General features: G+C 61.3%; 19 protein-coding genes. 7 read left to right on the forward strand and 12 right to left on the reverse strand.

Features of this window, described 5'->3' with window-relative positions; translation table 11 throughout:
* The 7 genes from FFM81_RS20045 to FFM81_RS20075 form a co-directional block, all read right to left on the reverse strand.
* Positions 1-1,476: a TadA family conjugal transfer-associated ATPase gene (locus FFM81_RS20045; RefSeq protein WP_003571079.1), complete on the reverse strand. Its 1,476-nt coding sequence runs from the start codon at positions 1,474-1,476 to the stop codon at positions 1-3.
* A 77-nt stretch (positions 1,477-1,553) separates the two neighbouring features.
* Positions 1,554-2,831: a CpaE/TadZ family protein gene (locus tag FFM81_RS20050; RefSeq protein WP_025417500.1), complete on the reverse strand. Its 1,278-nt coding sequence runs from the start codon at positions 2,829-2,831 to the stop codon at positions 1,554-1,556.
* Between the two features lie 14 nt (positions 2,832-2,845).
* The gene (locus FFM81_RS20055) at positions 2,846-3,604 is read right to left on the reverse strand and encodes a CpaD family pilus assembly protein (RefSeq protein ID WP_138386125.1); all 759 of its coding nucleotides are present in this window, start codon (positions 3,602-3,604) and stop codon (positions 2,846-2,848) included.
* Entirely contained in the window at positions 3,601-5,100 is a 1,500-nt protein-coding gene (locus FFM81_RS20060; RefSeq protein WP_128398443.1) for a type II and III secretion system protein family protein, read from the reverse strand. The genes FFM81_RS20055 and FFM81_RS20060 overlap by 4 nt, the downstream gene beginning before the upstream one ends.
* A gap of 12 nt (positions 5,101-5,112) precedes the next feature.
* Positions 5,113-5,928: a Flp pilus assembly protein CpaB gene (cpaB, locus tag FFM81_RS20065; protein ID WP_003571083.1), complete on the reverse strand. Its 816-nt coding sequence runs from the start codon at positions 5,926-5,928 to the stop codon at positions 5,113-5,115.
* 110 nt (positions 5,929-6,038) lie between these two features.
* Positions 6,039-6,551: an A24 family peptidase gene (locus FFM81_RS20070; protein ID WP_003571084.1), complete on the reverse strand. Its 513-nt coding sequence runs from the start codon at positions 6,549-6,551 to the stop codon at positions 6,039-6,041.
* 113 nt (positions 6,552-6,664) lie between these two features.
* On the reverse strand, positions 6,665-6,853 hold the full coding sequence (locus tag FFM81_RS20075) for a Flp family type IVb pilin (protein ID WP_003571085.1): 189 nt from the start codon (positions 6,851-6,853) through the stop codon (positions 6,665-6,667).
* Between the two features lie 378 nt (positions 6,854-7,231).
* Here FFM81_RS20075 and FFM81_RS20080 point away from each other — a divergent pair, with 378 nt between their 5' ends.
* From FFM81_RS20080 to FFM81_RS20110, 7 genes are all read left to right on the forward strand, one after another.
* A complete protein-coding gene (locus tag FFM81_RS20080; protein WP_003571086.1) occupies positions 7,232-7,642 on the forward strand; it encodes a pilus assembly protein N-terminal domain-containing protein in 411 nt (136 codons plus the stop codon).
* Positions 7,643-7,756: 114 nt separating this feature from the next.
* A complete protein-coding gene (locus tag FFM81_RS20085; RefSeq protein WP_138386124.1) occupies positions 7,757-8,392 on the forward strand; it encodes a TadE/TadG family type IV pilus assembly protein in 636 nt (211 codons plus the stop codon).
* Positions 8,392-8,973 (forward strand): TadE/TadG family type IV pilus assembly protein, encoded by a 582-nt coding sequence (locus tag FFM81_RS20090; RefSeq protein ID WP_003571088.1) that lies wholly within the window; start codon positions 8,392-8,394, stop codon positions 8,971-8,973. The genes FFM81_RS20085 and FFM81_RS20090 overlap by 1 nt, the downstream gene beginning before the upstream one ends.
* A 107-nt stretch (positions 8,974-9,080) precedes the next feature.
* Positions 9,081-10,301 (forward strand): phosphopentomutase, encoded by a 1,221-nt coding sequence (locus tag FFM81_RS20095; RefSeq protein ID WP_003571089.1) that lies wholly within the window; start codon positions 9,081-9,083, stop codon positions 10,299-10,301.
* Entirely contained in the window at positions 10,298-11,266 is a 969-nt protein-coding gene (locus FFM81_RS20100) for an adenosine deaminase (protein ID WP_003571090.1), read from the forward strand. Before FFM81_RS20095 ends, FFM81_RS20100 begins: the two co-directional genes overlap by 4 nt.
* A 117-nt stretch (positions 11,267-11,383) precedes the next feature.
* Positions 11,384-12,013 carry a uracil phosphoribosyltransferase gene (gene upp, locus FFM81_RS20105; protein WP_003571091.1) on the forward strand — a complete coding sequence of 210 codons (630 nt, stop codon included), beginning with the start codon at positions 11,384-11,386 and terminating at the stop codon, positions 12,011-12,013.
* A gap of 126 nt (positions 12,014-12,139) precedes the next feature.
* Entirely contained in the window at positions 12,140-12,709 is a 570-nt protein-coding gene (locus FFM81_RS20110; protein WP_003571092.1) for a TIGR02281 family clan AA aspartic protease, read from the forward strand.
* A 6-nt stretch (positions 12,710-12,715) separates the two neighbouring features.
* Here FFM81_RS20110 and deoA read toward each other — a convergent pair whose 3' ends face one another.
* The 5 genes from deoA to FFM81_RS20135 form a co-directional block, all read right to left on the reverse strand.
* Positions 12,716-14,023, reverse strand: coding sequence for a thymidine phosphorylase (gene deoA, locus FFM81_RS20115; RefSeq protein WP_003571093.1), 1,308 nt, complete (start codon positions 14,021-14,023; stop codon positions 12,716-12,718).
* 1 nt (position 14,024) lies between these two features.
* The gene (gene deoC / locus FFM81_RS20120) at positions 14,025-14,801 is read right to left on the reverse strand and encodes a deoxyribose-phosphate aldolase (RefSeq protein ID WP_003571094.1); all 777 of its coding nucleotides are present in this window, start codon (positions 14,799-14,801) and stop codon (positions 14,025-14,027) included.
* 114 nt (positions 14,802-14,915) lie between these two features.
* Complete coding sequence (locus FFM81_RS20125) at positions 14,916-15,716, reverse strand: purine-nucleoside phosphorylase (RefSeq protein ID WP_003571095.1); 801 nt, start codon at positions 15,714-15,716, stop codon at positions 14,916-14,918.
* Complete coding sequence (locus FFM81_RS20130; RefSeq protein ID WP_025417495.1) at positions 15,713-16,102, reverse strand: cytidine deaminase; 390 nt, start codon at positions 16,100-16,102, stop codon at positions 15,713-15,715. The genes FFM81_RS20125 and FFM81_RS20130 overlap by 4 nt, the downstream gene beginning before the upstream one ends.
* A 2-nt stretch (positions 16,103-16,104) precedes the next feature.
* A complete protein-coding gene (locus FFM81_RS20135) occupies positions 16,105-17,076 on the reverse strand; it encodes an ABC transporter permease (RefSeq protein WP_025417494.1) in 972 nt (323 codons plus the stop codon).
* Positions 17,077-17,086: the final 10 nt, after the last annotated feature.

Below are 17,086 nucleotides of genomic sequence, written 5' to 3' on the forward strand. Positions count from 1 at the left end.
CTAGTCCTTCGTTTTCGCTTCCATGGCGTCGAGGGCGGCGGCAAGACGCTTTTCCTCGTTGAAGTAGCGGGCACGATCCCAGAAATGCGGCTTGCCGACGCCGGTCGACATATGCCGGCCAATCAGGCGGCCGCCGGCATCCTCGCCTTCGATCTCGTAACGCATCAGGTCCTGGGTGATGATGACGTCGCCTTCCATGCCGATCACCTCGGTGATCTGGGTGATGCGTCGCGAACCGTCGCGAAGGCGCGCCGCCTGTATGATCACGTCCACCGAGCTTGAGATGATCTCACGCACCGTTTTTGCCGGCAGGGTGAAGCCACCCATGGCGATCATCGATTCAATACGGCTCAGGCATTCGCGCGGCGTGTTGGCGTGGATGGTGCCCATCGAGCCGTCGTGACCGGTGTTCATCGCCTGCAGCAGATCGAATACTTCGGGTCCGCGCACTTCGCCGACGATGATGCGCTCGGGACGCATACGCAGGCAGTTCTTGACGAGATCGCGCATGGTGATCTCGCCCTCGCCTTCGATATTCGGCGGGCGCGTTTCCAAACGCACGACATGCGGCTGCTGCAGCTGCAGTTCAGCCGTATCCTCACAGGTGATGACGCGTTCATCCCTGTCGATATAGTTGGTCAGGCAGTTCAGCAGCGTCGTCTTGCCCGAGCCGGTACCACCCGAAATGACGACATTGCAGCGCACCCGGCCGATGACCTGCAGCACGGTCGCGCCTTCCGCCGTGATTGCACCGAAACGGACGAGCTGATCGAGCGTCAGCTTGTCCTTTTTGAATTTGCGGATGGTGAGCGCCGGCCCGTCGATCGACAGCGGCGGCGCGATAACGTTGACGCGCGAGCCATCAGGCAGGCGGGCGTCGCAGATCGGGCTCGATTCGTCGACGCGGCGGCCGACCTGGCTGACGATGCGCTGGCAGATCGAGAGAAGCTGCGCATTGTCGCGGAAGCGGATCTCCGATTCGATCGTCTTGCCGCCGACTTCGATGAAGGTCTGGCCGGCACCATTGACCATGATGTCGGCGATATCGTCACGCGCCAGCAACGGCTCCAGCGGACCGTAGCCGAGGACATCGTTGCAGATATCCTCGAGCAGTTCTTCCTGCTCGGAGATCGACATCGCAAAGTTCTTGATGGTGATGATGTCGTTGACGATGTCGCGGATTTCCTCGCGCGCGCTTTCGCCGTCGAGCTTGGAAAGCTGCGAGAGATCGATCGTATCGATCAGCGCGGAAAAGACCTGCGCCTTGGTGTCGTAATATTCATCGGTGCGAACAGGGCGCTTGCGCTGCGGCGTCTGCATCGGCGGCGGCGTCACCTGCTGGCGTGCGGGCTCGCGAGAGGGTTCGACCAGAATGGAGGGAGAAGAGGCCGCAGGGGCGGCAGCAGGAGCCGGCGGCGGGGGAGCAATCGCACCTCCGACCTTTCCGGATCCTTCATTTCCGCGTTTTCCAAACATGCCGCCTAATCCAATCTGGTCTATTCTTTTGTTTTCACGCAATTCCGGACGTAAAACGTGCTGGAATTGCTCATCGTCTACTTGCGCTTCAGGAGGCCCAGCAGGCCGCCCTTCTTCGCCTTCCTGATCGCAACACGGCCGGTGACGATGTGCGATATCTGCGAAAAGGTCTCCGCCGTCGGCGATTTCGGGTCGACTTCCGAGATCATCCGGCCGCTATTGGCAGCGTTGCCGAAAAGGTTGATGTCGAAGGGGATGATCGCGATCGGATCGATCTCCAGCGGCTGACAGAAATCCGACGGTGAAATCTCCGGGCGTTTCGGCATGCCGACCTGATTGAGGATCAGATGCGGCGGCTTGTCGTTCGGTCGCATCTTGCGCAGCGCGTCCAGCATGTTCTTGGCATTGCGCAGGTTGGCGAGATCGGGAACCGCGGTGATGACCACTTCGTCGACGCTCGACAGCACCGAGCGCGTCCATTCCGACCATGCATGCGGAACGTCGAGCACGGTAACGGGCGCGCTGCGCTGCAGGACATCGAGCACCGGCTGGAAAGCCTGGCCGTCGAAGTCGTAGGCGCGGTCGAGCAGCGAGGGTGCAGCAAGCAGGGAAAGATGCTCGGAGCATTTCGTCAGCAGGCGGTCGAGAAAAACCTCGTCGAGACGATCGGGCGCGAAGACCGCTTCGGCGATGCCCATGGCCGGGTCCTGGTCGAAATCGATGTTCGCCGTGCCATAGGGCAGGTCGAGATCGGCCAGGATCGTCTCGGTGGAGAAGAGATTGGAAATGCCGAAGGCGCAGTTATGCGCGATTGTGGAAGCGCCGGTGCCGCCTTTCGAGCCGATAAAGGCGACGCTGCGGCCGAGCGGTTCTGCTTCCGGATCGACGAAGATCGAAGCCATTGCCGTCAGAACATCGGGCATGGCGATCGGTTGGACCATATATTCGGAAATGCCGTTACGGATGAGTTCGCGATAGAGCCCGATATCATTGTAATAGCCGACGATGACGACCTTGGTCGTCGGGTCGCAGACGGCGGCCAGCGGCGCCAGTTCACCGAGGAGGCTCCCGGAATTCGCTTTGGTCTCCAAGATGATCAGGTTCGGCGTCGGGGCGCCCGAAAACATATTGGCGGCGGCGGCGATGCCACCGCTGGTAATGCGCAAGCTGACCTTGGCCATCCGCCGATCATTGGCGCAACGTTCCATGACCTGCTGCAGCGCTTCGCTCTCGCAGAAGGCATGCACGGAAATGCGTGGCAGCGGCCGCATGTTCTCCAGATCGGCCATGCGCACCGCCTCCTCGGCGTGGCGAAGCTCGCTCGGATTTTTGATTTCGTATTCGATGGCGCTCATCGTCCCGTTCCGTCTCAGAAGCTGCTGTCGGTGCCGCCGACACCCTCGATCGTCGATGTCGTCGTCCGGTATTCCTGGATCGCGTTGTTGCGCCGCTGCGCGTCGATCGGCGTCATGCCGCGGGGCGCCACCAGATCCTCCGGATTGGCGATCTGGGCGGCGAGGTTGTTCTGCGAGGCACAGCCGAAATTATAATAATTCTGGTTGGTGAAATCGTTCGAGATGTCTTTCGGCCACTGACCGCATTGGGTGGTGATTGCGGTGGTGCCGGTAAAGCTCAGCCGGATCGGCGCCGCATCGCCGGGGCCTACCGCGGCATAGGAGGTGTTGACGATTTTCGAGCTCGCGATTCCCCTTGACGCCAGCTCGGCACGGACCTGATTGCGCAGCTGATAGGCCGCCGCCGAATTCGGCGAGCCTTGCGGCGACAGCACGTAAACCGGACCCGAGGCGCGGGCCATGTAGTTTGCGGCAAAACCGCGGATGAGGTCGCGCTGGGCGATGGTGAGGCGGCGATCGGTGGAAGCCACGGGTATATCGACCGTCTGTTCCGCTTCGGTGACGATGATCGGGTGGCGGGCGCGATAGTCGTCCGGAATACCGCCTGTTGTCAGCTGGTCGTGCGGGCCGGCGCATCCCGAAAGGATCACCGCCGAAACGCCGGCGGCGGCCAGGAAGGCCTTTGAGATTCCGCGGCGGGGTGTCGTCGATTTCATATGGGCCATCGCCTGATCTCTGTTCTCGTCCATTGCTGCCGATCCTGCTCCGCTCATTTGTAGATGAACCCGATCGAGCCGTGGAACTGCGCATCGGCGACCGGCGCCTCGCGGCGGCCATAGACCTTGTTGACACGGTTGAGGAAGAAGGTCGCACCGTCGTTCTCGGGGCTGAAATTATCGTCCGGTCGATTGAGCTGATTGCGCGCAACCGGGCGCACCAGATAGGGCGTCGCGATGATGACAAGCTCGGTTTCCTGACGTTCGAAACCCTTCTGACGGAAGAGGGTACCGAGCAGCGGGATTTTCGAAACACCGGGCGTGCCGCCCATCGTCTGCGAGACGTTATCGCGGATCAGACCGGCCAGCGCGATCGAGCCGCCCGAGGGCAGTTCCACCGAAGTCTCCGCCGAGCGGCGCTGATAAGTGGCGTTGCCGCTGCCGGCCACTGGTTCGGAGACGTTGGTCTTGATCTCCAGGCTGATGCGTCCCGATGACAGTACCACCGGCTTGAAGGCGAGGTTGATGCCGTAATTGAACGGCACGACGGTGACGTTGCCGTTATTATCGGTCGTCGAATAAAGCTGCTGGCCGCCGGAATTAAAGGTCGCGGCCTGGCCCGATATTGCCGTCAGCGTCGGCTCGGCCAGCGTCTTGACCACCTTGGCCTGCTCCAGCGCGTTGAGGTAGGTGGAAATGTCGTATTTGCCGATCGAGCTCTTGAAGAGCGCCGCCAGGCCGCCGCCGACCGTCGCTGTGGCGCTGTCGGCATTGGGACTGCCGAGCTGGGCAACCGTCATGCCGGAAGTATTGGACACCAGATTGTCGAAGCCGAGCTGCTTCAGCACCTCGCGGCGGACCTCGGCGATCGTCACCTTGAGGGTGACCTGGTCCTCACCCTCGATCTGCAGCAGGTTGACGACCTGCGAGGCCTGTCGGCCTTCGGCAAAGAGCGCCACCGAGCTGTCGCCGCCGGTACCTGACGCGGTCTCGGTTCTGGTCGTCGCCTCGCCGCCCTTCAGGAAGACCTGCGCCAGATCGGCCGCCTGGGTGGCATCCTGCGGGGTGCGCACGGTGCCGGTCAGCACGATGTTGTCGGAGACGATTTCGACGTTGATGTTGGAGTCTGGAATGAAACGGCGGAGATTGACTTCGAGGCCGGAAACGTCGCGCTCGATCTCGATGTCGAGATTGACGATCTCCTGCCCACCGGCGCCGAAGACGAAGATGTTCGTCTGTCCGACCTTCTTGCCGAACAGGTAAATGCGCCGCGAGGTGCGGGTGACGGCATCGGCCATGGTCGGATCGGAGACGAGGATATCATGCGCATCCTCCGGCAGATCGACGACAACGGCCTTGTTCAGCCCGAGCTTCAGCCGGCGGTGGGCATCACGGCCGGTCTGTGAGATGCGGATGAGATTGTCGGAATCGGCACGCGCCTCGCCTGATCCTAAAAGCGGCGCGAAAGAGGCCGGCGCAATACCCGAGACGCCGACGGCCAGTGAGAGGCAACCTGTCAGGAGAAGCCCGGCGCGCCGCTTTGAATTGCCCATGTGCACGTCCTCTTACTCCGCCTTCGGCGCTACGCCGGCATCGGTAACGATGGCGCCGGATTTGATGACCTGGATGATCGCACTGCCGTTATCGCCGCTCAGCAGATAGTCGGCGGCGCTGGTATCCTGCTCCTGCGCATCGGCAACCGAGCGCAGCGCCAGCGACAGCCGGTCCGCCATCTGCTGGGCGACAGCGAGCACCTTCGTCTGATCGGGCGTGAGTTCGAGCGTGGCGGTCGTGCCGACCACCGACTTCGAGCCATCGTCCTTTTCCTGGATCTGCTGGTCGATAGCGAGGACACGGACGTTGCTCAGCACGGTTTCGGTGATGAGCTTATTGGCCTCGGTGCCCTTGCGGACCATGATGACGTCGACGCGGTCGTTCGGCAGGATGAAACCGCCGGCACCGGTTGCCACCGATATCTCGGTCGCGACGGCGCGCTTGCCCGCCGGCAACAGCGAGGAAAGGATGCGGCTGTTGGAATCGGCGATCTTTTCCGGCCGGATCGGTTCACCTTCGAAGATCGGCAGACGCACGACGGCACCCTGCAGATCCTTGATTGCATCCGGCTTGTCGGCTTCGGTGATCAGGCCGGCGACGACGCCGCCCTGCGGCCAGGCTATCCAATGAACCGACTGGTCGCTCAGCCTCTCGCCAACAGCCAGGTTGGTGCTGGAGACGAGGATGTTGACGGTCGGTTCCTTCTCGATGACCGACTGAACCTGGGTGACGACACCGCCACTGCCCGCCATTTGCATCGCCAGGAAGCCGGCGAGGCCGGCTGCCACCAGGGCGACAGCTAGGATTATAAGGCGGGCCGGTTTCATCGATCATTCCCCAGGGCACGATATGTTCGCCCTGCAGAATGCTCAGCAATTGGTATAATTATGGTTAATGGAACGCTTACATTTTAAGTTAACGGGCATTTAAAATGCCGTTATTTCAGGCTTTCCAGCGCCGCGATGAACAGCGGCGAGGAAGGGAAGGCCATGAAACCGCCGATCGCGATCGCAATGCCGTAGGGAATCTTCTTGGCGATGAGGATCGAGTTCGGCACCGGCAAGCCAAAGGCGAGGATGGTATCCGATTGCGCCCTCGCCATCAGGATCAGCAAGGTGATCAGGCCGCCGATCATGGCGACGTCGGTCATCAGGAAAAGAAGGGACTGGTTCAGGCCGAACCAGAGTGCGGTGGCGCTCAACAGCTTGGCGTCACCGCCGCCCATCACATTTAAGGCAAAAAGAGCGAAACAGGCGGAAAAGACGATGGCAGCGGCGGCGAGATGCATGCCGATCGTTTGAATTGCAAGACCGGACAGCGGCGCGAGGACGAGAAAGGAGACGGCTAGGATCAGGGAAACCCGATTCGGGATCGTCATGGTGAACAGATCCGAGAAGGCGGCCATGGCTAGGCAGAGTGGCAGTATCACGAAGACTGCAGCTGCGATCATGAGCATACCCGATCATAGTAAGATACGAAAAGGCTCACGGCCGTTCAGCCTGTGAGCCCGCTCGATATACGACCGAAGCAAATCCGGTCAGTATCCCGTTACAGGGCAGCTTATTAGCCGCCACTTGCGGTCTGAGCGCCATCCATCTTGGTGCTCAAGCCGTTAAACGTGTTGCCGATCTTGCCGCCGAGCGCCGTTGCGCCGGTGATGAGCGCTACGGAAATGAGAGCGGCGATCAGGCCGTATTCGATGGCGGTCGCGCCGGATTCGTCCTTCAGAAAACGGCTAAAAAGCTTGGTCATGGTTACTCCTAACTCCAGTTGATGTTCAGCACGTCCGCCAACTGTTGCCGTTGATCGGATGACTGCAACCTAGCGAATGGGCGTTTCCATCTACTTAAGGAAAAGAGTTAACGAGATTTGAACGAGACAACATGCCTCTGTAGAGTAAGTATTTTCTTACGGGCTTACCTCAATATTTAACAATATTCCTGCTATATCAGCTGCATTCATCTAGAAATAGCACAGGCCTGACCTCCAACCGTCGCGCGCACTTCCAAAGGTCGTACCAAATCGGATCATCGCGCTTCATTCCGGAACAAAGTTGCTGGCTTAAGGCTTCGTTCACCATTTTTTTCCATTCTATGGCGATATTGCGCTGTGATCGTGAAAGAGGACCAAATGTCATCGAGCGGCAAAACAATTTTCTTTGCCGGCATGATCGCCGTTTTCGGTATATCGGGAATTTCCGCGGCCGCAGACGATGACATGCTGCGCGTCTATATGGATCACGCGCGCGTATTGAAGCTCGACCGCCCCGTCAGCAAGGTCATCGTCGGCAATGCCAAGGTCGCCGATGCGACCGTCGCCGATGCCAAGACCATCGTCCTCACAGGGCGCAGCTTCGGCACCACCAATCTGGTGCTGCTCGATGCCGACGGCAATGCGATCCTCGACGAGCGTATCCTGGTGTCGATCGATGAGGGCAATACGGTGCGCGTCTACCGGCAGACCGAACGCTCCGTGCTGTCCTGCACGCCGAACTGCGAGCAGCATGCGCAGCAGGCGGCGACCGGCACCACCTCGCCCTGATCGGATTCTCGCACTTCTTGGGCCATTCGTTAAAATCGTCGCGTCAGACTGAAACGGAAAATCAACGAACGGATCCTAGTGTGGCGGACAGAGAATGTCGCTCGGGTCCAGGCAATGACGGTAATTGATCAGAAAACGGAAAAGGCGCACTCCGCAGCGCCGTTCCGTTTCTTGCGGTTTCGCGCTCTCGCCCGCTCACGTGAGGGGGCTGCGGCGATCGAATTCGCCTTACTCGCCATTCCCTATTTCCTGGTGATTTTCGCAATCCTCGAAACCTTCGTCGCCTTTGCTGCCGAGGAACTCGTCTCCAACGCCGTCGATACGATGAGCCGCAAGATGCGCACCGGGCAGATTACCTATAATCTCGGCCGCACGACCGATATGACCCAGACGCAGTTCCGCCAGGCTTTCTGCAATGAGATCTCGATACTGGTCCGCTGCTCGACGAGCGAAGTGGCTACGCCGAGCAAGCTCTACGTCGACGTGCAGACGTTCAGTACCTTCTCGGCCATTCCGGCGACGATCCCCAAGCTTTCCACCGCCAGATATGCTGACCTCAATACGGCGGCGTTCAAATACGCACCGGGCGGCGCCGGCACCATCAACATGGTCCGCGCCTACTACCGCTGGGAAATCATCACCGATCTGGTCCGGCCCTATATTACGACGATACGGCCCTCCGACGGTTCGATGCCGAAGGATTATCTGATCGTCGCCACCGCGGCCTTCCAGAACGAGCAGTATCCATAATGGCGCTTCTCAACCCGTTCACCAGGCTGGTATTGACGGCGCGGCGGCTCATCCGAGAGCGCAAGGGCGCCGGCGCGATCGAATTCGCCATCCTCTTTCCCGTGCTCGTCATGCTCTATATCGGCGCTTTCGAGATCACGGTCGGCCTCAGCGTCAGCAAGCGGGTGACACGCGCCGCAGGTTCGATCGCCGACCTCGTCACCCAGCAGCAATCCGTCACGAAGAGCGTGCTCGCGCAGATGCCGTCGGTCGCAAACTCGATTTTCGTGCCCTATAACACGACATCGCTGACATTGAAGATCACCGGCATTACCATCGACGCCGGCACTAATGCCAAGGTGCTGTGGTCCTGGGCGCAGGACGGGACGGTGCCCTACGCCAAAAACACCGTCGTGAGCAATGTGCCGGCTGATATGAAGACGGCGGACAGCTTCCTCGTTCGCACCGAGCTCAGCATCCCCTATACGATGTTCCTGTTTGCGCCGAACTTCATGCCGGATGGCATGCGCACGATTACCATCAGCCGCAGTTTCTTCTACCGCCAGCGGCAAGGCGAATCGATAGCCTGCGGCGACTGCTGACACCTGTTCCCCAACTCGAATTTGCCAAGCCGGCCGCAGCATTATATGGCTGAATCTTCATCACCTCTGACATTCCAGAGGCTGGCGACTGGCTTTTCGGGTGCAAAATGGCGCGTGCCTTTCTTTTCGTTCTGGATTCTTTCGGCGTTGGCGGAGCCCCGGATGCGGCGGCCTATGGCGACGAGGGTGCCGATACACTCGGCCATATCGCCGAGTTCTGCGCGGCCGGGGCGGGAGATCGCGCTGGATTGCGCAGCGGGCCGCTTTGCCTGCCCAACCTGTCGGAACTCGGGCTGATGCAGATCGCGCGCTCCGCCTCGGGCCGGTTCCCGGCCGGCATGCCCGTTCCCGAGAAGATCTACGGCATTTATGGCGCCGCCAGCGAAATCTCCCGCGGCAAGGATACGCCGTCAGGCCATTGGGAAATCGCGGGAACACCCGTCAGTTTCGATTGGGGTTATTTCCCGACGGAGGGCGACGCCTTTCCGCCGGAGCTGCTGGAGGCTTTGTGTAAAGAGGCCGGCGTGCCCGGCATTCTCGGAAACTGCCATGCCTCGGGAACGGAGATCATCGCCCGGCTCGGCGAGGAGCATATCCGCACCGGCAAGCCCATCTGCTACACCTCCTCGGATTCGGTCTTCCAGGTGGCGGCGCATGAGCTGCATTTCGGCCTCGATCGCCTGCTCGCCTTCTGCCGTTTGGCTCGCGGGATGCTCGATCGCTACAATATCGGCCGCGTAATCGCCCGGCCCTTCGTCGGTCTGTCCAGCTCGACCTTCCACCGCACCGGAAACCGGCGCGACTTTTCCGTGCTGCCGCCGGAACCGACCTTGCTCGATCGGCTGATCGAGCGCGGCCGGCACGTGCATGCTGTGGGAAAAATCAGCGACATCTTCGCGCATCAGGGCATCTCCAGGGTCATCAAGGCGACCGGCAACGAGGCGCTGATGGATGCGACGCTTTCCACCATCGACGAGGCCGAGGACGGCGATCTCGTCTTCACCAATTTCGTCGATTTCGACATGATTTACGGCCATCGTCGCGATGTGCCGGGTTATGCCGCGGCACTCGAAGCCTTCGATGCACGCCTGGGCGAAGTCCACAAGAAACTCAAGCCGGGCGATCTCGTCGTGCTCACCGCCGACCACGGCTGCGACCCGACCTGGCGCGGCACGGACCATACGCGCGAGCGCGTACCGGTCATCGCCTATGGCCCCGGCATCCGGTCGCGGTCGATCGGCGTGCGCCGCAGCTATGCCGATATCGGCGAGAGCATCGCGCGTCATCTCGGCATTCCGGCCGGACCGCATGGAAGGAGTTTTCTGTGACATCGCATTTGAAGAAGGTCGAGCTGCACTGCCATCTGGAGGGTGCGGCTCCTCCAGCTCTGACCGACGCCCAGGCACGCAAATACGGCGTCGACATCAGCGGCGAGCTTCGCGATGGCGCCTATGTCTGGCATGATTTCGCGAGCTTCCTCGAATGTTACGACAAGGTTTCCGAGGTCTACAGGACCGAGGAGGATTATGCGCTTCTGACCGAAACCTATCTCGACGAACTTGCCGGCATCAATACGATCTACAGTGAACTCATCGTTTCCCCCGACCATGGCAAACGCATCGGGCTCGGTGCCGATGCCTATATCTCAGGCATCTGCGAAGGTATCCGGCGAGCCAGGGAAAAGAGCGGCATCGAGGCCCGGCTGATCGTCACCGGCGAGCGGCACTTTGGTCCGGAGAGTGTCATCGGTGCGGCCGAATACGCGGCCAAGGCCGGCAATCCTTTGATAACCGGCTTCAACCTTGCCGGCGAGGAGCGCATGGGGCGTGTCGCCGACTATATCAGGGCCTTCGATATCGCCCGGGATGCCGGCCTGGGGCTCACCATCCATGCGGGCGAGGTCTGCGGGGCTTTCAGTGTCGCCGACGCGCTCGATGCCGTGCGCCCCCAGCGTATCGGTCATGGCGTGCGCGCCATCGAGGATTTGGATCTGGTGAAGCGGCTTGCCGATCTCGGCACCGTGCTCGAGGTCTGCCCGGGCTCCAATATTGCGCTTAAGGTCTTTCCCGATTTCGTTTCGCATCCGCTGCGCCGGCTGAAGGAATCAGGCGTCCGGGTGACGATCAGCTCGGACGACCCGCCATTCTTCCACACCTCGCTCGCGCGGGAATATGAACTCGCCGCGGGGGCCTTCGGCTTCAGCAACACCGAGATCGATGCCATGACGCGCACGGCGATCGAGGCGGCCTTCGTCGACGAAGACACGCGCAAGGCCCTGCTCGCCCGGCTTTAAGGGCTAAATGTGGGGCCCTAAGAGGCTGGGGATGATCGACGCAAATTGGCCTCCACTCTTGCAGTCGGGCCGATTTCCGTGGAGAAACATTCGATAGAAAGAATGAAAGGCTTCCCCATGGACGGCGTTACAGTCATCGATCACCCGCTGGTGCAGCACAAACTCACCATCATGCGGCGCAAGGAGACATCGACGGGAAGTTTCCGGCGATTGCTGCGCGAAATCTCGACGCTGCTCTGTTACGAGGTGACCCGCGATCTCGAACTGACGATGGCAACGATCGAGACGCCGCTGCAGACGATGGAATCGCCGATCCTCGAGGGCAAAAAGCTGGTCTTCGCCTCGATCTTGCGCGCCGGCAACGGACTGCTCGAAGGCATGCTCGATCTCGTGCCCTCCGCCCGGGTCTCGCATATCGGCGTCTATCGCGACCACGAGACACTGCAGCCGGTCGAATATTACTTCAAGGCGCCGGAGGATGTGGCCGAGCGCCTGATCATCGTCGTCGACCCGATGCTGGCAACCGGAAATTCGTCGATTGCGGCGATCGACAAACTCAAGGAGCGCGGCGCTCACAATATCCGCTTCCTTTGCCTGCTCGCCGCCCCGGAAGGGATCCGCAACTTCCGCGCCGCGCATCCCGATGTTCCGGTCTTCACCGCCTCGATCGACAGCCACCTCAACGAGAAGGGTTATATCATGCCCGGCCTCGGCGATGCCGGCGACCGCATGTACGGCACCAAATAGTTTCAGCCTTCCTTTACCAAATCGAAAGAGTTTAGGGCCCGGATCGTTCGTCCGGGCCTTTTTTCTATCGATCTTAGCGACTTATCAGGATTTGAGGCTTAGCAAGCTGGAAGCATGAGGCCCTGCATGAAGCCGGGTTTATACAGGAAGGATTTCTGTTTCATGCTCGTGCGTACCGTCATATTCGCCAGCATCGCCGCGGTGCTGGCCACACAGGCGCCTTCCTTCTTCGAGAACACCGGCCAGCAGCCTGCCGACGCCCTCTCCGCCAATTACCTATCGACCGAAAGCGACAAGCCCGCCGCCACCGCGCCGGTCTCCGCCAGCAATGCCATCCGTCTGCAGGCAGATGCGCAGGGTCACTATACCGGCAGCTTCAAGATCAACGGCAAGCCGGTGCAGGGCCTGATCGATACCGGCGCCACGTATGTCGCACTCAACGAGACGCTTGCCCGCCGGCTCGGCTACACTGGCAACCAGCTCGATTTCCACTATGGGGTGAACACCGCCAACGGCCAGACGAAGGCGGCGCATGTGATGCTCGACCGGGTCGAAATCGGCGGCATCCGCGTGCGCGAGGTCGAGGCCTTTGTCCTCAAGGACGATGCGCTGACGACGACGCTGGTCGGCATGAGCTTCCTGCGGAAACTCGCCTCCTATTCCGTCGCCGACGGTTCGCTCAGCCTCAAGCAGTAAACCACATCAGATCCTGGCCGAAATTACCGGCGACTGCTGCGGCTTGTCCTCGGTGATGCGGTAGTGCGCTGCAATCGCGGCTGCTGCCTTTTCCGCCGCCGCTTCATCGGCGGCGTGAACCACCGCGATCGGCTCGCCGGCCTCTACGCGGGTGCCAAGCGGCAGCAATCCGGAGAAGCCGACGCGGTGATCAATCCGGTCCTGGGGATGACGCCTTCCGCCGCCGAGATCGATGACACTGACGCCGATACCGCGGGCATCGCAGGCGGAAAGCCAGCCGGGCCGGCCGGCCAGGACAGGTTTTTCCACCGGCGCTCTGGCCAGATATTTGTCGGGATTTTCGACGAGATCGGCCGGACCGCCGAGCATGGAGACCATGCGCCCGAAGACCTCCGCCGCCTTTCCCGATGACAGGGCCCGACGCGCCATCCCTTGAGCTTCGTCAGGTGAAGTGGCAATGCCTGATTTCACCAGCATTTCGGCGGCGAAGGCAAGTACGACGGTCTGAAGCCGGGTGTCCGCCTTCCCACCCGCCAGGAAATCCAGGCAGTTGCGCATTTCAACGGCATTGCCGGCGCTATCGGCGAGCGGCTGGTTCATGTCGGTGATCAGCGCCGAGGTCTTGATGCCGGCGCCATTGGCAACCTCGACCAGCGATCGCGCCAGGCTCTCGGCCTGGGCGCGGTCGGCCATGATGGCGCCGTTGCCGACCTTGACGTCGAGCACCAGCGTCTGAAGCCCGGCAGCAAGCTTCTTCGAGAGGATCGAGGCGGTGATGAGGGGAATGGAATCAACGGTGGCGGTCACATCGCGCACGGCATAAAGCCTGCCGTCGGCTGGCGCCAGGGTCCCGGTCTGGCCGATGATGGCGCATCCCGCCTGCTTCACGACTTTGTGGAACAGGTCCGCATCCGGGGTGATCCTATAGCCTGGAATGGATTCGAGCTTATCCAGCGTGCCGCCGGTATGGCCGAGGCCGCGCCCCGATATCATCGGTACGGCAAGGCCGCAGGCGGCAGTGATCGGGGCCAGCATCAGCGAAACATTGTCGCCGACACCGCCGGTCGAATGTTTGTCGGCGATCGGGCGGTCGATGTCAGCCCATTTCAGCCGATCGCCGGAATTGGCCATCGCCAGCGTCAGGGCGACGGTTTCGGCCCGCGACATGCCCTTGAACCAGACGGCCATGGCGAATGCGCCGATCTGGCCTTCCGACAGATGGCCGGCAGCGAGCGCCGCGATGAAGGTGTTGATATCGGCGAGACCTAATTCCTCGCCATCGCGTTTACGCCGGATGATTTCCTGCGGAATCATCTCAATAGCTCGACGCCACGGCTGATGCAGACTGTGCTCCGCTCAGAACCGCCAGGATATCGTCAAGCAGGCCGGACGCGCCGAAGCGAAAGGTCGACGGCATCGCCCAGTCCGGCGCCATGATGGTTTCGGCCAAGCTCAGATAGAGGGCGGCATCGGCCACCGAGCCGATACCGCCGGCCGGCTTGAAGCCGACCTTGCGTCCGCTTTCGCGAATGGCGCGGATCATGATGTCGGCGGCTTCGAGCGTCGCGTTGACGGCGACCTTGCCGGTGGAGGTCTTGATGAAATCGGCGCCGGCGTCGATGGCAAGCTCGGAGGCGCGGCGGATCAATGCCGCCTCCTTCAACTCGCCGGTCTCGATGATGACTTTCAGCAGGACGGGTCCGGCGCATTCGGCGCGCACCGCCTTGACCATATCGGTCACGGCCTTTTCATTGCCGGCTATGAGCTTGCGGTAGGGGATAACCAGATCGATCTCGTCGGCGCCGTCGGCAATCGCCTCGCGGGTTTCGGCGGCGACATCGGCCACTTCCATGTCACCCGAGGGGAAGTTGACGACGGTGGCGATCCGCACGGCATGGTCGGTGCCGAGGATGTTGCGGGCTTGAGCGACGAAGCGCGGCCAGATGCAGATCGCCGCACTATTGCCATAGGGGGTCTGCGCGCGGGCGCAAAGCACGTCGATCTGCGCCGCAGTGCAATCATCTTTCAAATTGGTGAGATCGAGTAGGGAAAGGGCGACCGCCGCCGTTTCCCGGATGGAATGGCTATTCATCTTCACTTCCTCTAGAGCATCATGCCGAAAAGTGTGGGCGGTTTTCTCACGACATCATGCTCTCGCTGTTTGATGTAGAACAGGATTCAGATTTTAGGCCGACCCGGCCTAAAATCATCCTGTACTGGCCGCAATCATCTCTTTCAATATGGCGGCGAGACGGGCGCCGCCGACGGGCGCCATGTCCTTGGTTTCTTCATGGCTGAGTTCGTTGCCGGTCATGCCCGCCCCATAGTTGGTGATAACGGAAGCGGCGGCAACCCTCAGACCCAGCATTCTTGCAATGATGACCTCCGGCACCGTCGACATGCCGACGGCATCGGCGCCGAGGATGCGCGCCATGCGGATTTCGGCCGGCGTTTCGAAGCTCGGACCGGAAAACCACATATAGACCCCTTGCGCCAGCTCGATCTTGAGCTTTGCCGCTGCCTTCTGCATTGCCGCGGCCAGGCCGGCATCATAGGCATTGGTCATGCCGACGAAACGATGATCGCTTTCCTCGCCGATCAGCGGATTCATACCGGAATAATTGATGTGATCGGTAATCTGCATCACCGAACCGGGCGGTATGTCGTCGCGCAGCGATCCGGCCGAGTTGGTCAGGATCAACGCTTCGACACCGAGCGCCTTCAGTACCTCGAGCGGCAGTCGCATGGCATTGGCATCGCCCTTCTCGTAATAATGCACCCGGCCGGAGAGCATGATCACGGGTTCGCCGCCGAGACGGCCGGCGACGACTTCGCCCGCATGGCCAGAGACGGCGCTGACGGGAAAGCCCGGCAGGTCGCGATAGGGAACGCGGACGGCACCGTCCACCGCTCCGACGAGCGAGCCGAGACCAGAGCCGAGCACGATGCCATGGCGCGGCTTGATGCCGCCGAGCAATGCGGCGAGCAGGCTGACCGTCGCCTTCATCCGAGTTCGGTCTCGAAGCTGAAGGGAAGCAGCTCTTCCATCGTCATGGTCTTCTTCACGCCCGCCTCATCGCAGAGATAGATCTTCGTGTCCTTCGAGGCGAATTCCGAGATCTTCTGGCGGCAGCCGCCGCAGGGCGGGCAGAGCGGCAGCTTCTCGGCGATAACGGCCATCTCGACGATCTTCCTGGCGCCGCCCATGATCATGGCGCTGATTGCCGTCGGTTCGGCGCACCATCCTTGCGGAAAGGAGAGGTTTTCGATGTTGGCGCCGCTATAGACCTTGCCATCCTCGGCGCGGATCGCGGCACCGACGGGAAATTTCGAATAGGGCGCATGGGCAAAAGCCATGGCGCCGCGGGCGGCTTCGAACAGGTCGTGGGACATGATCAACGTTCCTTCGTGTAGGGCACGCCGCCGGCCTTCGGCGGGATGGCGACGCCGATGAAGCCGGCAAGCAGGATACAGGTCAGAATATAGGGCAGCGCCTGGAAGACCTGAACCGGCACCTCGCCGATCAGCGGCACCTGTTTGCCCTGCATGAAATTCGCCAGCGCATCGAGGAAGCCGAAGAGCAGGCAGGCAAACATCACCGGCACCGGCTTCCACTTGGCGAAGACGAGGGCGGCGAGCGCGATATAGCCCTTGCCGGCCGACATGTCCTTGATGAAGGCAGCGGACTGAGCGATCGCTAGATACGTGCCGGAGAAACCGCAGAGGATGCCGGCGCACATGACGGCTCGATAACGCAGCCAGGCGACCGAGATGCCAGCCGTATCGACAGCGCCCGGATTTTCGCCGACGGCGCGCAGCCTGAGGCCGAAGCGCGTGCGGTAAAGCACCCACCAGGAGAAGGGCACGGCGAGGAAAGCGAGATAGGTGAGGATATTGTTGCCTGAAATGACATTGGCATAGAGCGGGCCGAGGATCGGTATGTCGCGGATGGCATCGGCGCCCGGCAGAATGATCGGCGCGAAGCGAGCATCCGGCGAGAGCTGCGGCGTGCGCCCGCCCTGGCCGAACCAGGCCTGGCCAAGGACGATGGTGATGCCGGCGATGAAGAAGTTGATGGCCACGCCCGAGACGATCTGGTTGCCGCGGTTGGTGATCGAGGCGAAGCCATGCACCAGGCTGAGGGCCACCGAGCAGACGATGCCGGCGCCGAGACCCAGCCAGGCCGAATCGGTGAGATAGGCAATACAGGCGGCGGCGAAGGCCGAGCCCAGCATCTTGCCCTCGAGACCGATGTCGAAGATGCCGGCGCGTTCTGAAAACAGGCCGGCAAGGGCGGTGAAGATCAGCGGGATCGACAGGCGGATCGTCGAGCTCAGAACGCTGATGAAGATGTCATAATAATCCATCGTCCGCTCC

This window comes from Rhizobium hidalgonense (genome assembly GCF_005862185.2).
GTDB lineage: Bacteria > Pseudomonadota > Alphaproteobacteria > Rhizobiales > Rhizobiaceae > Rhizobium > Rhizobium hidalgonense.